The sequence below is a fragment of the Pseudomonas sp. A39 genome (assembly GCF_058145955.1).
The window spans coordinates 36,625-50,929 of record NZ_JBYVMD010000003.1 but is presented as its reverse complement, the minus strand read 5'-3'; the positions used below and the strand labels follow the sequence as shown (position 1 = coordinate 50,929).

At 60.9% G+C, this 14,305-nt stretch carries 17 protein-coding genes; 9 read left to right on the top strand and 8 right to left on the bottom strand.

The window, feature by feature from the left end:
* Window position 1: 1 nt before the first annotated feature.
* Complete coding sequence (locus tag AC3ZU9_RS03150) at window positions 2-1,327, top strand: acyclic terpene utilization AtuA family protein (protein ID WP_490090303.1); 1,326 nt, start codon at window positions 2-4, stop codon at window positions 1,325-1,327.
* Window positions 1,324-1,632: an AtuA-related protein gene (locus AC3ZU9_RS03145; RefSeq protein WP_102061953.1), complete on the top strand. Its 309-nt coding sequence runs from the start codon at window positions 1,324-1,326 to the stop codon at window positions 1,630-1,632. The genes AC3ZU9_RS03150 and AC3ZU9_RS03145 overlap by 4 nt, the downstream gene beginning before the upstream one ends.
* A 117-nt stretch (window positions 1,633-1,749) precedes the next feature.
* Here the strand turns inward: AC3ZU9_RS03145 and AC3ZU9_RS03140 are convergent, their stop codons facing one another.
* The 5 genes from AC3ZU9_RS03140 to AC3ZU9_RS03120 form a co-directional block, all read right to left on the bottom strand.
* The gene (locus AC3ZU9_RS03140; protein WP_015885111.1) at window positions 1,750-2,121 is read right to left on the bottom strand and encodes a glutathione S-transferase N-terminal domain-containing protein; all 372 of its coding nucleotides are present in this window, start codon (window positions 2,119-2,121) and stop codon (window positions 1,750-1,752) included.
* Between the two features lie 102 nt (window positions 2,122-2,223).
* A complete protein-coding gene (gene folE, locus AC3ZU9_RS03135) occupies window positions 2,224-2,769 on the bottom strand; it encodes a GTP cyclohydrolase I FolE (protein WP_003442011.1) in 546 nt (181 codons plus the stop codon).
* A 78-nt stretch (window positions 2,770-2,847) separates the two neighbouring features.
* Window positions 2,848-3,405: a Smr/MutS family protein gene (locus AC3ZU9_RS03130; RefSeq protein WP_015885110.1), complete on the bottom strand. Its 558-nt coding sequence runs from the start codon at window positions 3,403-3,405 to the stop codon at window positions 2,848-2,850.
* Between the two features lie 75 nt (window positions 3,406-3,480).
* Window positions 3,481-3,801: a hypothetical protein gene (locus AC3ZU9_RS03125; RefSeq protein ID WP_015885109.1), complete on the bottom strand. Its 321-nt coding sequence runs from the start codon at window positions 3,799-3,801 to the stop codon at window positions 3,481-3,483.
* A 141-nt stretch (window positions 3,802-3,942) separates the two neighbouring features.
* A complete protein-coding gene (locus tag AC3ZU9_RS03120; RefSeq protein ID WP_015885108.1) occupies window positions 3,943-4,533 on the bottom strand; it encodes a cysteine hydrolase family protein in 591 nt (196 codons plus the stop codon).
* A gap of 239 nt (window positions 4,534-4,772) precedes the next feature.
* Between AC3ZU9_RS03120 and prmB the strand changes: the two genes are divergently transcribed.
* On the top strand, window positions 4,773-5,681 hold the full coding sequence (gene prmB / locus AC3ZU9_RS03115; protein ID WP_015885107.1) for a 50S ribosomal protein L3 N(5)-glutamine methyltransferase: 909 nt from the start codon (window positions 4,773-4,775) through the stop codon (window positions 5,679-5,681).
* Window positions 5,682-5,750: 69 nt separating this feature from the next.
* Here the strand turns inward: prmB and AC3ZU9_RS03110 are convergent, their stop codons facing one another.
* A complete protein-coding gene (locus AC3ZU9_RS03110) occupies window positions 5,751-6,557 on the bottom strand; it encodes a hypothetical protein (RefSeq protein ID WP_015885106.1) in 807 nt (268 codons plus the stop codon).
* Between the two features lie 98 nt (window positions 6,558-6,655).
* Entirely contained in the window at window positions 6,656-7,618 is a 963-nt protein-coding gene (locus AC3ZU9_RS03105) for an alpha/beta hydrolase (protein ID WP_015885105.1), read from the bottom strand.
* A 143-nt stretch (window positions 7,619-7,761) separates the two neighbouring features.
* Here AC3ZU9_RS03105 and aroC point away from each other — a divergent pair, with 143 nt between their 5' ends.
* From aroC to AC3ZU9_RS03085, 4 genes are all read left to right on the top strand, one after another.
* Window positions 7,762-8,853 (top strand): chorismate synthase, encoded by a 1,092-nt coding sequence (aroC, locus tag AC3ZU9_RS03100; RefSeq protein WP_102061952.1) that lies wholly within the window; start codon window positions 7,762-7,764, stop codon window positions 8,851-8,853.
* A gap of 85 nt (window positions 8,854-8,938) precedes the next feature.
* Window positions 8,939-10,102, top strand: coding sequence for an MFS transporter (locus AC3ZU9_RS03095; RefSeq protein ID WP_015885103.1), 1,164 nt, complete (start codon window positions 8,939-8,941; stop codon window positions 10,100-10,102).
* Window positions 10,099-10,629, top strand: a complete 531-nt coding sequence (locus tag AC3ZU9_RS03090) for a 1,2-dihydroxy-3-keto-5-methylthiopentene dioxygenase (protein WP_015885102.1) — start codon at window positions 10,099-10,101, stop codon at window positions 10,627-10,629. Before AC3ZU9_RS03095 ends, AC3ZU9_RS03090 begins: the two co-directional genes overlap by 4 nt.
* Before the next feature lie 210 nt (window positions 10,630-10,839).
* The gene (locus AC3ZU9_RS03085; protein ID WP_102061951.1) at window positions 10,840-11,109 is read left to right on the top strand and encodes a response regulator transcription factor; all 270 of its coding nucleotides are present in this window, start codon (window positions 10,840-10,842) and stop codon (window positions 11,107-11,109) included.
* Window positions 11,110-11,167: 58 nt separating this feature from the next.
* Here AC3ZU9_RS03085 and AC3ZU9_RS03080 read toward each other — a convergent pair whose 3' ends face one another.
* Entirely contained in the window at window positions 11,168-11,446 is a 279-nt protein-coding gene (locus tag AC3ZU9_RS03080) for a DUF3509 domain-containing protein (protein WP_003172952.1), read from the bottom strand.
* A 395-nt stretch (window positions 11,447-11,841) separates the two neighbouring features.
* Between AC3ZU9_RS03080 and AC3ZU9_RS03075 the strand changes: the two genes are divergently transcribed.
* Both AC3ZU9_RS03075 and AC3ZU9_RS03070 read left to right on the top strand, forming a co-directional pair.
* Window positions 11,842-13,668: a long-chain-acyl-CoA synthetase gene (locus AC3ZU9_RS03075; RefSeq protein ID WP_231808651.1), complete on the top strand. Its 1,827-nt coding sequence runs from the start codon at window positions 11,842-11,844 to the stop codon at window positions 13,666-13,668.
* Between the two features lie 113 nt (window positions 13,669-13,781).
* Window positions 13,782-14,297, top strand: coding sequence for an ankyrin repeat domain-containing protein (locus tag AC3ZU9_RS03070; protein WP_015885099.1), 516 nt, complete (start codon window positions 13,782-13,784; stop codon window positions 14,295-14,297).
* Window positions 14,298-14,305: the final 8 nt, after the last annotated feature.

The following is a 14,305-nucleotide window of genomic DNA, read 5'->3' as shown; positions in this document are numbered from 1 at the left end:
GATGAAAACCTTGCGCATCGGTTCCGGCGCCGGCTACTCCGGCGACCGTATCGAACCTGCCGTGGAACTGGCCGAGCAGGGCGACCTGGATTACCTGGTCTTCGAGTGCCTGGCCGAACGCACCATCGCCCTGGCGCAGCAGGCGCGGATCACCGACCCCGCTGGCGGTTATGACCCGTTGTTGAGTGAACGCATGCGTCGTGTGCTGCCCTTCGTAGGGATAAGCGCCGGGCGTCGCCGTCTGCGGGTGATCACCAATATGGGCGCGGCCAACCCGCTGTCGGCGGCTGTTGAAGTGCGGCGGATTGCCGGCGAGCTGGGCCTTGATCTCAAGGTGGTTGCCGTGGTCGGCGACGACGTGTTGACGGTGCTGCAGCCCGAGTTTCTGCTGGATAACGGCCAGACGGTCGGTTCCCTGGGCGAGCGGATCATTTCCGCGAATGCCTACTTGGGCGTCGATGGCATTCTGGATGCGTTGCGCGCGGATGCGGATGTGGTGATCACTGGGCGTGTGGCCGACCCCTCCTTGTTCCTGGCGCCGCAGATGTTTGAGTTCGGCTGGGCAGCGGATGATTGGCAGCGCCTGGGACGCGGTACGTTGGTGGGGCATTTGCTCGAGTGCGCCGGGCAAGTCAGTGGCGGCTATTTTGCCGACCCTGGTCGCAAGGCGGTGGAGGACCTGGCCCGCCTGGGCTTCCCCCTGGCCGAGATCGATGCCGAGGGTGAAGCGCTGATCACCAAGGTCGCCGGCTCCGGTGGCCGGGTCAGCCGCGCCACGTGCACGGAGCAGCTGATCTACGAAGTGCACGACCCGGCGGCGTACCTCACGCCTGACGTGACCGCTGATTTTTCCCACGTGGGATTTTTCGAGGAAAGCGCTGATCGCGTTCGCGCCGTGGGTGCGGGTGGCCGTGCGCGACCCGAGCAGTTAAAGGTCAGCGTCGGTTATCTGGACGGTTGGATCGGCGAAGGGCAGATGTCCTACGGTGGCCCCGGTGCTGTTGCACGAGCGCAGCTGGCGCGGGATGTCGTCCTCAAGCGTCTTGAGTTGACGGGCGTGAAGATGCAGGACGTGCGTGCCGAACTGATCGGCATGGACGCGCTCCACGGACCGCGCAGCACGGTCGAGCCCTGGGAAGTGCGCCTGCGCGTGGCGGCCCGCTGTGAAGCACGCAGCGAAGCGGTGCGTGTGGGCAATGAAGTGGAAACGCTCTACACCAACGGCCCGTCTGGTGGCGGCGGCGCCAGCAAAAGCGTACGCCAGGTGGTGGCAGTGGCATCGTTGCTGCTGTCGCGTAACGTGGTCAACCCGAGGATCGAAGCATGAAGCTGCACACGCTGGCCCATTCCCGGACCGGGGATAAGGGCGATACGTCGAACATCTCGATTATTGCGTACCGTGCCGAGGACTATTCGCTGCTGTGCGAAACGCTGACCGCCGAGCGCGTGGCTGAGTTTTTTGCGGACCAGCTGGAGCCCGGCGCTGCACCGGTGCGGCGTTATGAATTGCCTAACGTGCAGGCACTGAACTTCGTGCTGCCGGGGATCTTGCGGGGTGGCGTCACGCGTTCGCTGGCGCTGGATGCCCATGGCAAGTGCCTGGGCTCTGCATTATTGGATCTCGACCTGTAAATACCGTAACTGTGGGAGGGGGCTTGCCCCCGATGGCGGTGTATCAGTCAACTTATGTGTGACTGACACTCTGCTATCGGGGGCAAGCCCCCTCCCACATTGGTTATCCAGTGTCTGTCAGACCGCCGCGAAACGTTTGTCGAGGTAGTCGATGATCACCTTGGAGTCATACATCCAGGTGGTCTGGCCATTTTCTTCAATGCGCAGGCATGGCACCTTGATCTTGCCACCTTGCTCCAGCAGGGTCTGGCGGTCTTGCTCATTATTCTTCGCATCCTTCAAGGCCACCGGTACGTTCAGGCGGTGCAGGGTGCGGCGGGTCTTCACGCAGAACGGGCAGGCGTGGAACTGGTAGAGGGTCAATTCCTTGGCCGCTGCGTTCACCTGCGCCTGCTGTTCGGCGGGGCGCTGTTTTTTGCGCGGGCGGGTCAGGTAGTCGCCCGCGATGATGACGTGGCCGAGGCCGACTCGAAGTGCTTTGACGAACATGGCTGAAACCTCTTGCCCATGACAGAAGGGGCCGCAGCTTACCTTAATTCTGCAGGCGAAAAAAAACCGGCGATGAACGCCGGTCTTTTCCTACGCAGCCTGTTACTTGATCAGACTGAGGAATTCGCTACGGGTGGCCGCGTTTTCGCGGAACTCACCCAGCATCACCGAGGTGATCATCGACGAATTCTGTTTTTCCACGCCGCGCATCATCATGCACATATGCTTGGCTTCAATCACCACGGCCACGCCCAGGGCACCCGTCACTTGCATCACCGCGTCGGCGATCTGGCGGCTGAGGTTTTCCTGGATCTGCAGGCGGCGCGCATACATGTCGACAATCCGCGCGACCTTCGACAGGCCCAACACTTTGCCGCTCGGGATATAGGCGACATGAGCCTTGCCGATAAACGGCAGCAGGTGGTGTTCGCACAGCGAGTACAACTCGATGTCCTTGACCAGCACCATTTCGCTGTTGTCGGAGCTGAACAAGGCACCGTTGGTGACTTCTTCCAGTGTCTGCTCATAGCCGCGGCAGAGGTACTGCATGGCCTTGGCGGCACGTTTTGGCGTGTCGAGCAGGCCCTCGCGGGAAACGTCCTCGCCGAGTTGGCCGAGGATCGCGGTGTAATTCTGTTCCAGGGACATGAAACTACCTGTGGGATTTTCGCAAAGCGCAAGGTTACGGTGGCGGACACATCGCTGCAAGCCTGACGATGGCACTTGTTACTCGTCGCGCCCTTCCATCATGGTGCGCTTGAGCATCACATACACCGCACCCGCGCCGCCGTGGCGGGCCTGGCACGAGGTAAAGCCGAGCACCTGCGTGTGCTGGCGCAACCAGGTGTTGACGTGGCTCTTGATCATGGGGCGTTTGCCGTCCAGCCGCACCGCCTTGCCGTGGGTAACGCGTACGCAGCGGATTTCGAACTTGGTCGCTTCGGCGAGGAAGGCCCACAGGGTTTCCCGGGCTTTCTCCACGGTCATGCCGTGCAGGTCGAGGCTGCCCTCGAACGGGATCTGGCCGACCTTGAGCTTGCGCATCTGGCTTTCCTGTACGCCGTCGCGGGCCCACATCAGCTCGTCTTCGGGGCCGACGTCGATCACGAACTGGTCCGACAGGCCGTCCACCGTGGTGGCATCGGTGCGTACGGTCGCGGCCTGGCGCAGCTTGGCGATCTGCGCACGGTCAGCCTTGGGTTTGCCCGTGTCGGCGCGGTCGTGTTTGATCGGCTTGACGCCGCGCAGCTCATTTTTGAACAGGGAAAAATCGTCGTCTTGCATGTCAGCCTCCGCGAAGGGCGGGCAGTTTACCTAAATCGCGGCGGCCAGGGCGCAGGAAACGCTATCCAAGCGCCATCAGTCGTGCTTTTTCATCAGGTGTGAAGCGATGTTCAGCGACAACGGCTGACGCATCTTCCGACGGCTACGGCGCCACAACCACACGCCCAACCACAGCACCAATAGTCCGATCACTGCAAGGATTGCCGAGCCGCCTGGGCTGGCATTCAGTTCGCCAAGGGCCGGCGAGTGACCGAACAGACCGGCGCCACCAGCGCCGGCCAACAGCACACCTACAATCGCCAGCAGCGCGGCAATGCCGGCCACCAGGCGCAGACGCCAGTTGCTCGGGCCCTTGGGGCGCAAGCGACGAGCATCAAAACCATCGGATATCTTCATTCCGACCTTTCCTCCAGGGTATCGGCCCTTCGACCGGACAATACACAGGTTGTTCCTGTACCCGAGGCAATTGCAGCAAATGACAGGCATTTGCTGATGAGCGGAGACATAAACAGGTCGCGCCGCTCATCAGAAGGACGATCAGATCAGATCTTTGGTCAGCGCCAGGGTGGCGAAGTTGTCGGCCATGATGGCCATTTCGGTCTGTTGCACATGTTCGGCGCTCAGGATGCCGCCTTTGTAAGGCAGGTCACGGGTGGCGCAGGCGTCTTCCACGAGGGTGCAGCGAAAGCCCAGGTTCTTGGCGGCGCGCACGGTGGTGCTGACGCTGGAGTGGCTCATGAAACCGCAGACGATCAGGTCCAGCGAGCCGAGGTCCTGCAGGTGCTTTTCCAGCCCGGTGCCATGGAACGCGCTGGGCAGCAGCTTGCCGATGATGGTTTCGTCGCCTTCAGGCGCGAGCCCCGGGATGAACTCGCCGCGCTCGCCCTGCGGGTCAAACAGGCCGCCAACGGTGCCCAGGTGGCGCACATGCACGATCGGGCGCCCGGCGTTGCGGGCTGCGGCGACCAGTTGCTTGATATTGCCAACCGCTGCGTCCATGCCCGAGAGGGCGAGTGGACCGCTGAGGTATTCCTTCTGGGCGTCGATGATCACGAGGGTCGCATGGCTGAGGTTCGCTGCTGCGTAACCACGACCGCTGAGTTGAAACATCGTCTTTGGAACGGACATTCTGGGGCTCCTGTGAGGGGGGCTTTTGTGACATTGTCCACTGGCTGAGCGGTTCTGTGAATCGCTACCATCGTAAGGTACGCCGTTGTTGGCGTGCAGCCATGTCAAGAGGTGTGCGTGTTTAACCCAATGATGGCAATTTGGATGAATTCCGACGGATGGCGAAGGGGTTTCGTACATCGTCGGTACCGGTGAAGACTGTTAGAATCGCCAGTCGTTTTTTCCAGGAGTTTGCCCCCGTGATCACTTCCCGCCTGCGCACCTTGCGCGACCACATCCGATGGGCTGTCAGCCGTTTCCATGGGGAAGAGCTGTTTTTCGGGCATGGTACCGACAATGCCTGGGACGAAGCCCGGCAATTGGTGCTCGGCGCCTTGCACCTGCCGTGGGAAATTGCCGACAGCTACCTGGATTGCAACTTGGAAGAAGAAGAGATTTCCCACGTTCAGCGTTTGCTGCATCGCCGTATCCACGAGCGCGTGCCCACCGCTTACCTGCTGAAAGAGGCCTGGTTCTGTGGCATGTCGTTTATCGTTGATGAGCGCGTGCTGATCCCGCGTTCGCCGATCGGCGAGCTGATCGAAAACCGCTTTGAGCCCTGGCTGGCCCAACCGCCGGCACGCATCCTCGACCTGTGCACAGGCTCCGGGTGCATCGGCATCGCTTGCGCCTATGAGTTCCAGGACGCCGAAGTGGTGCTGGGGGACTTGTCCTTCGAAGCCCTGGAAGTGGCCAACCAGAACATCGAGCGCCATGGCGTCGACGAGCGCGTGTACACCGTGCAGGGTGATGGTTTCGACGGTCTGCCGGGCCAGCGCTTTGACCTGATTGTGTCCAACCCGCCGTATGTGGATGCCGAAGACTTCGCCGACATGCCGGATGAATACCAGCACGAACCGGAACTGGGCCTGGCCTGCGGTGATGATGGCTTGAACCTGGTGCGGCGGATGTTGGCCGAGGCGGCGGACCACTTGACCGAGAAGGGTTTGCTGATTGTTGAAGTGGGCAACAGCCAGGTGCATGTCGAGGCGCTGTACCCGGAAGTGGACTTCGCCTGGCTGGACTTTCAGCGCGGTGGGCACGGGGTGTTCATGTTGACGGCGGAGCAGTGCCGCCAGCATCAGGCCGTCTTCGCCGCCCGCGTTTAAACCGGTCAATGTGGGAGGGAGCAAGCCCCCTCCCACCGCTGGAACCGGTACAGTCAGGTACGCCCCGACTTACCGGTGCGTGGCAATCCAGATCAACAGCCCGGCCTGAAACACCGTGAACGCCACCAGGCACGTGATGGTAAAGCGCAGCCCGCTGTCTTCACGCTTGAACTTGGTGACCTTTTCCTCTTCCTTGCGCAGCTTCACTTCCTGCTCCATCAGGTTCTGCTCGGCCTGTTGCAGCATCTGCGCCGCTTCGAGAATCTCCACGAACTGCACTTTTTCGGTGTTCCAACTGTCCAGCACATCGCTGACCTTGCCGGGCTGCACGTTGCCCTTCAGGTGCTGCACATCGGCGTAGGCCACATCAAAACCCTGGACACGCAGGAAATGATCGCGGCGCAGGCGGGTGGCTTCGTTCAACGCGTCTTTGTTGGCCAGGTCGACACCGTCGACGCGGTAATGTGACCACTTCTTCTTCGCCCAGGCGGCGCCTTGAGCGACCAGGAAGCGCCCGATGCCTCGGTTGGCCGGTTCGATTTCCAGGCTGTTGCCAGGGCCGAAGTGCACGCGGTGTTTGTCGTGATCGACCCAAATGTCCAAGTGGTTCTGCTCACGGCGCACCCGCTGGCCCGGCAGTTGGATGACCATGCGCAACAGGCTGTGGTGTTTGTCATTGCGCTCGGCATAGCCGAACTGCACGAACCGCAACGGCCGCACACCGGTGGCGCGGTCGATGGCCAGGGGCGCCAACCGCAGCATCTTGAAATGCTCGGCCTGAACCTCCGCCCACGGCAGGGGCGCCGTGTCGACGGCCTCGGTTTTTTCAGCCGGGCTCTCGGCAGTCGGTTCCGGTGTTGCTTCAGTGGTTGTCATGCGTGCGATCCTGTCCAAACCCAGCCAGTCGACAGTCTTTTTACTGTCGACCCTGGGCTTATCGGCCGTTTTTGTCAGGACTGGAGGCAATTTGTCGTTTAACGGGGCTGAAGTCCGTCGATAAAGCGCACCAGGCGACTGCCCAGCTCGGCGGCGAGAGGCAGTTGCGGGTCATTGTAGGAGGCCAATTGTTGCTTTACGTCGTTGGGCACGATGCGCATCACGTGGTTCATGCCTTCGATCACCGTCAACTGGGCGTCGGGCTTGGCTTTTTTCAGCTGTTGGGCGTCGCCGACGCCCACCTGGATGTCGTTGGTGCCCTGGATGATCAGCGCGGGCATACGCAGCTTGGCGAAGGCTGCCGAGGGATCGGCGCGAAACAGGCTGATCAGGTAGGGCTGCACACTGGGTCGGAAAATACCTTCCAGCGGGCCAGGCACATCGGCATCCACCTGGCCGGCCTTGAGGTGATCGAGGATCTCATTACTGCGCAGCAACAGGGCCGGGGGCAAGTGATCGGCCAGTTGCTGGCGGATCACCTGGTCCACGGGGCGAGCGCTGCCGGACAATGAAATAACGCCTGCCGGATCGAGTTGCGGCGCGGCAAGGGCGGCCACCAGGGCGCCTTCGCTATGGCCCAGCACAATCAGCGGGCCCATGCGTTTGTCGGCCTTGAGCAGTTTCCCCCAGGCCACTGCATCGGACACATAGGCGTCCAGGGTCAGGTTGCGTTCATCCGGCGTGGCGGCCAGGCTCGCGGCCACACCGCGCTTGTCGTAGCGCACGCTGGCGATGTTATGCCGCGCCAGTACCCAGGCCAGGCGCTTGAGGCTGTCGTTGCGCGCGCCGTCGGCGCTGTTGCCATTGCGGTCGGTGGGGCCGGAACCGGCGATGATCAGCACCACCGGCACGGGGGTGTCCGACTGGGGCAGCAACAGCGAGCCAAACAGCTCGCCACTGCCGGTGTCCAGGCTGATGGGCCGTTGCAGCACGACAGGGGAGGCGGCGAAGCCAAGGCTGGAAAACAGAGTGAGGGTCAAAAGCAGAACTCGAAGCATCATCGCGCCATCATGAGGAAGGTGCCGGTTGGACCAAGGTCTACCGGTAAGGTTTCGAGGATGAACTAGTCGGTTAGCCTGCGTATACTGGCCGCCTTAAGTTATTACGGTTGACTTGATTCAACTGATTTCACGGAGCGCCCTGCATGTCCGGCAATACCTTCGGCAAGCTGTTCACTGTCACCACCGCGGGCGAAAGCCATGGCCCGGCGTTGGTCGCCATTGTCGACGGCTGCCCGCCCGGCCTCGAGCTGTCCCTGGAGGACTTGCAGCGTGACCTCGACCGCCGCAAGCCCGGCACCAGCCGCCACACCACCCAACGCCAGGAACCCGACGAAGTCGAAATTCTCTCTGGCGTGTTCGAAGGCCGCACCACCGGTTGCGCCATCGGCCTGCTGATTCGCAACACCGACCAGAAGTCCAAGGACTACTCGGCGATCAAGGACCTGTTCCGCCCGGCTCACGCCGACTACACCTACCACCATAAATACGGTGAGCGCGACTACCGTGGCGGCGGCCGCAGCTCGGCCCGCGAAACGGCCATGCGTGTGGCCGCGGGTGCCATCGCCAAGAAGTACCTGGCCACCCAGGGCATCATTATTCGCGGCTACATGAGCCAGTTGGGCCCGATCGAAATCCCGTTCAAAACCTGGGACAGCGTCGAAGACAATGCTTTCTTCAGCCCCGACCCGGACAAAGTACCGGAGCTGGAGGCCTATATGGACCAGCTGCGCCGCGACCAGGATTCCGTCGGTGCCCGAATCACGGTGGTGGCCGAAGGCGTTAAACCCGGCCTGGGCGAGCCTATCTTCGACCGCCTCGACGCTGAACTGGCTCACGCGCTGATGAGCATCAACGCGGTCAAGGGTGTAGAGATCGGCGCCGGCTTTGCCTGCGTGTCCCAGCGCGGCACCGAGCACCGCGATGAGCTGACCCCGGAAGGTTTTCTCAGCAACAACGCAGGCGGCATCCTCGGCGGTATTTCCTCCGGCCAGCCGATCGTGGCGCACCTCGCGCTCAAGGCGACGTCCAGCATCACCACGCCGGGCCGTTCGATCGATGTGCACGGCAACCCGGTGGACGTGATCACCAAGGGCCGCCATGACCCTTGCGTCGGCATCCGTGCCACGCCGATTGCCGAAGCAATGATGGCCATCGTGCTGATGGACCACCTGCTGCGCAACCGTGGGCAAAACGCCAATGTGCGCGTGAGTACGCCGGTGCTGGGCCAGCTGTGACAGCCTGTCATGGCAGGCGCGCTTGCTGTCGTTGTAGTGAGCGAGCTTGCTCGCGCTGGGCTGCGAAGCAGCCCCAAAAATCGACATGACGCCCCCACTTCCCTACTGGCGCCTCTCCAGCTTCTACCTCTTCTACTTCGCCCTCCTCGGGGCGACCGCGCCTTTCCTGGCGCTGTACTTCGATCACCTGGGGTTCTCCAGCGCGCGCATCGGCGAGCTGGTGGCCATCCCCATGCTGATGCGCTGCGTGGCGCCCAACCTGTGGGGCTGGCTGGGCGACTACACCGGTCGGCGCCTGGCGATCGTACGCTTTGGCGCGGTGTGCACCCTGGCAAGTTTTTCGCTGATCTTCGTCAGCCACACCTACGCCTGGCTGGCCCTGGTGATGGCTTTGCATGCGTTCTTCTGGCATGCGGTGTTGCCGCAGTTTGAAGTGATCACCCTCGCGCACCTGCAAAAACAGACCTCCCGCTACAGCCAGGTCCGCCTGTGGGGCTCCATCGGTTTCATCCTCACCGTGGTAATCATGGGTCGCCTGTTCGATTGGCTGAGCCTGGACATCTACCCGGTCGTCGTCGTGGTGATCATGGCCGGCATCATTGGCGCCAGCCTGTGGGTGCCGAATGCGCAGCCCACCACCCACGGCAATCGCCTGGCTGGCGATGGCTTCCTGAAACAATTGCGCAGCCCTGGCGTGCTGGCGTTTTATGCCTGTGTGGCGTTGATGCAAATGAGCCATGGCCCGTATTACACCTTTCTGACCCTGCACCTCGAACACCTGGGCTACAGCCGTGGCGTGATCGGCCTGCTGTGGGCCCTGGGCGTGGTGGCGGAAGTGCTGATGTTCCTGGCGATGAGCCGCATCCTCTCGCGCTTTTCGGTGCGCCGGGTGCTGCTGGCCAGTTTCCTGTTGGCGGCGCTGCGTTGGTTGCTGTTGGGCTCGTTTGCCGAGTTTTTCTGGGTGTTGTTAGTGGCGCAGGTAATGCACGCCGCCACTTTCGGCAGTTTCCATGCCGCGGCGATTGCCTTCGTGCAACGCAGTTTTGGCGATAAGCAACAAGGCCAGGGCCAGGCGTTGTACGCCGCCTTGGCGGGTACAGGCGGTGCGCTGGGTGCCCTTTATTCCGGTTACAGCTGGAACCTGTTGGGGCCGACCCTGACCTTCAGCATCGCCAGCGTCGCGGCCCTGGCCGCCGCCGCTATCATCGGTCTTCGATTGCAAGAGCAGAACCAAGGAACCCTTCAATGAGCTATGTCGCTGTTTACTCCGCCGCTTCACCGGACACGCCGAACAAGGTCCTGACCCATTTTGACGATATCGCCGCGACCCTGGCGGAGCACGGCGTGCGCTTTGAACGCTGGCAGCCGAGCCCGATAGGGCAAGGGGCCAGTGACGCTGAAATGATTGCGGCGTACCAGATGCACATTGATGCCCTTGGCTACGAGGCTATTGAGGTGGTACGCGTGACCGGCGATCACCCGCAGAAGGCTGAACTGCGTGCGCAGTTTCTTGACGAGCGCTGCTACAGCGAAGATGAGGTGCGTTTTTTCATCGCGGGGCAGGGTTTGTTTTCCCTGCACATTGGCGACTACGTGTACGCCGTGCGCTGTGAGAAAAATGACCTGTTGGTGATCCCGGCCGGTATCAAGCACTGGTTCGATATGGGCGAGAACCCGCATTGTGTTGCCTTGCGGTGTTTCAATACCGCACAAGGGCTGGTGCCCCTATTGACGGGCGACACTATCGCCCGGCACTTCCCTGGCTTGGACGACTAACCGAGATTTATCAGAAACTACAATCCCTATAGGTTGGAAGTTTCTGTGGGAAGAAACTTAAACTTCTGTAAGGCTCGGCTGTTTATTCTGGGCCCTGCGCCTTAATACCACTCGTTATGTAACTCTCTCCGGCATCAACGTTTATGTCGCCTGTCAATAGGAGGAATCCGAATGTGGCGCGGCAGAGACAGAAAATAAGGAGAGGATTGAATGAACGCCCCCAAGGAATTATTGATACCACCGTATACGGTGCCCAATGCGGTCAGACGACGTCTGAACCTGGCGGGAAAACCGCTGACCCCGGCGGAGTTAGAGATCCTGCGCTGGGCCTCGGAAGGCAAGACCGTCTGGGAGATCAGCCAGATTCGCACCACGTCCGAAGCCACGGTGAAATTTCACCTGCGCAATATCTACGGCAAGCTGGAAGTCAGTAACCGTGTGCAGGCGATGAACGAAGCGGCGCGTCAGGGACTTTGCTGAAGGCAAAAAAAGGGCCGCGACACTCAACGGTGTCACGGCCCTTTTTACGGCCTGGCGTTTAAGCCGAATGATAAGTCGGCAGGGCAAAGCGGTTCTGGCTTTGCAGCATGGAAATCTGCGGCAGCTCGCTGGCTTGTTCCGCCAGGTCGCGGCGAATGGCACTGATCACCCAGGTCAGCTGATCGGCAGTGTGCAACTGCTGATAGGAGATCGAACGCTTGACCTGCTTACCTTCGCTGTTGCGCAGCGTCAGCAGGATACCGCCGTCTGGGCGAGGCTGGGTGGTGACGTCGTAGTTGGAGAATACTGAAGCGAATTTATCTTGGATCAGGCTCATGTCTATCAGCTCCGTTGGCTCAAGTTGGCAAGCATGGAGTGATAGGTGCAGTGATTGTGCCATCTAGCGGTTAGATAAAATATCTTTATAAAACAATCACTTAAAAAAATAACAAATTTTCGATTTCGTGCAATTTGCATGAATGGCCATCATGCATCCTGCATTTTGCGTGGCTCAGCCGGGTTGAGCGGGCGCGCCTCATTCTTAAATGACTGCGCCAGCACCGCGAAATTCCTTTTATCAGCGGTCGCCCCTTGGGATACAAAACTTTTCAAATCCCGCGTGTACAGCCGAAGAAGGGCTGACGTATTTTCCTGCAAGGCACTCGGTCTCTCGCCTATGGGCGCACGGGTGTTACAGGATCATTCGAAGAATAAGAAAAAGGACGTTCCTCCATGAGCCACTCGCAAAATGACATGATCACCTGGCGCATGATGCTGCGTAAGGTGCCCGCGATTGTGCGTGCCCTGCCGCGCGTGGTGCGAGGGATGCGTGCTGCCAATGTCACCGACCCCGAGCAGCCCTGCGGACTGGGCTGGCACTTCGAACAAGCCACCCTGCGTAACCCGCAGGGAACCGCCTTGCTGTATGGCGACCGTGTGATCAGTTACACCGAAGCCAACCAGCAGGCCAATCGCATCGCCCGCCACCTGCAAGAAAAAGGCATCGGCAAGGGCGATGTGGTGGCGATGTTTATTGAAAACCGTCCCGAATTATTGTTGAGCGTGCTGGCCGTGGCCAAGCTGGGCGGTGTCTGCGCCATGCTCAATACCGCGCAAACCCACGGGGCGCTGGTGCACAGCCTGACGCTGGTGAGCCCGGCGGCGATTGTGGTGGGGGCGGAATTGGTGGCCGCCTATGAGGCGGTGCGCGATCAGGTGGCGATCCCTGCGCAGCGCAGCTGGTTCGTCGCCGAGCAGCAGGGCGCGGCGGTGCCCGAGGGGTACAGCGACCTGATGGCCGCCAGCGCTGAATGTCCGGTGGAGAACCTCGCCAGCGCAGCGCAGATCTTCTTTAACGATCCCTGCTTCTATATCTACACTTCCGGCACGACGGGATTGCCCAAGGCCGGCATCATGAAACATGGCCGATGGACCAAGACCGCCATCAGCTTCGGCCGCATTGCCCTGGACATGGGGCCGGACGACGTCCTCTATTGCACCTTGCCGCTCTACCATGCCACTGGCCTGTGTGTGTGCTGGGGCTCGGCAGTGGTCGGGGCGTCGGGCTTCGCCATTCGGCGTAAATTCAGTGCCAGCCAGTTCTGGGGCGATGTCCGCAGATTCGAGGCGACCACCCTCGGTTATGTCGGCGAGTTGTGCCGGTATTTGCTCGATCAGCCAGCCAGCGAAAACGACCGTGATCACCGCGCGACCAAGATGGTCGGCAATGGCTTGCGTCCTGGCGTGTGGGCGCAGTTCAAGGCGCGTTATGGCGTCGAGCATGTGTGCGAGTTGTATGCCGCCAGCGACGGCAATATCGGCTTCACCAACGTATTGAATTTTGACAACACCGTCGGCTTTTGCCTGCAGCACTGGGCGCTGGTGGACTACGGCCACGACACCGGTGAGCCGCTGCGTGGCAGCGATGGTTTCATGCATAAAGTGAAGAAGGGCGGGCAGGGGCTGTTGTTGGCGAGGATCGATGAAAAATCTCCTTATGACGGCTACACCGACCCGGAAAAAAACCGCAAGGTGATCCTCACTGACGTGTTTGAGAAGGGCGACCGCTATTTCAACACCGGCGATCTGGTGCGCAGTATTGGCTTCGGCCACGCGCAATTTGTCGACCGCTTGGGGGATACCTACCGCTGGAAGGGCGAAAACGTCTCCACCACCGAAGTGGAAAACGTCCTGTTGCAGCACCCGCAGATCGCCGAAGCAGTGGCCTATGGGGTGGAAATCGAAAACACCAATGGTCGCGCCGGGATGGTTGCCATCACCCCGAGCGAATCCCTGGCCGCGCTGGACATGCGTGAGTTACTGCAATTTGCCCACGGTCAGTTGCCGCACTATGCGGTGCCGCTGTTTCTGCGGATCAAGGTGAAGATGGAAACCACGGGCACCTTCAAGTACCAGAAGGTACGGCTCAAGGAGGAAGCGTTCGACCCGGACAAGGCGGGCAATGATCCAGTCTACGCCTGGCTGCCGGGGTCGGATTGCTACGTGCCAGTGACCGGCCAGTTGTTGGCGCAGATTCAGGGTGGGCACTTTCGTTATTAAAGGCAGCGCTATTGAATATGCCTATGGGGGCTTTTGACAAAAAAGCCATGACAGGTGGGAACTCCATCGCGACACTGGGCGCCTATAAAGGACCACACACGGAGCCGTCCCACATGTCAGACCAAGCCAAACAGATGACCGACGACGAAGCCGCAGAATTTGCCGAGCAGGTGTTTGACGTTGCCCGCAAAGGCGACGCCGCCATGCTCGCCGCGTTGCTGGCCAAAGGCTTGCCGGCCAACTTTCGTAACCACAATGGCGACACCTTGCTGATGCTCGCGGCCTACCACGGCCATGCCGAGGCGGTAAAAGTGCTGCTGGAATTCAAGGCCGATCCGCTGATCGCCAATGACAAGAACCAATTGCCGATCGCCGGTGCGGCGTTCAAGGGCAACCTGCCAGTGGTCAAGGCGCTGATCGAAGGCGGTACGCCGGTCGAGGCGGCCTCTTCCGATGGCCGTACCGCATTGATGATGGCAGCGATGTTCAATCGCGTTGAAATGGTCGACTACCTGCTCGGCCAGGGCGCCAACCCCAAGGCCACCGATGCCCAGGGCGCGACGGCATTGGCCGCCGCGCAAACCATGGGCGCGGTGGATACGGCGGCGCAATTGCAAAAACTGGTGTAGGCTTTGCG